The sequence below is a fragment of the Paenibacillus sp. TSM33 genome, from assembly GCF_056099025.1.
Genome location: NZ_JBLZXB010000074.1, coordinates 1 through 255 on the forward strand (window position 1 = coordinate 1; position 255 = coordinate 255).

Genomic DNA, 255 nt, shown 5'->3' on the forward strand with positions numbered 1-255 from the left:
TGGTGCAGCGGCATACGGTACTGCGCACGAACTTCTACAGCGGCTGGAAGGATGAACCGCTTCAGGTCGTGTACCGGAATAAGCGCAGCGAACTGTATGTTGAAGACCTGCGGGACATGGAGGACGAGCAGCAAAACGAGTACATGCTCGAATTTACGCGTAAAGACAAGCAAAGAGGCTTTGATCTGGCAAAAGACGCCTTGATGCGTGTCGCTGTGTTGCGCACAGGTGAGGAATCGTACCGTTTTGTATGGA

Annotated in this window: 1 protein-coding gene; it reads left to right on the plus strand. The window is 52.5% G+C overall.

Features of this window, described 5'->3' with window-relative positions; translation table 11 throughout:
• Nucleotides 1–255, plus strand: a 255-nt coding sequence (locus ACN6NF_RS25955; RefSeq protein ID WP_474320335.1) for a condensation domain-containing protein, incomplete at both ends; no start/stop codon positions are given.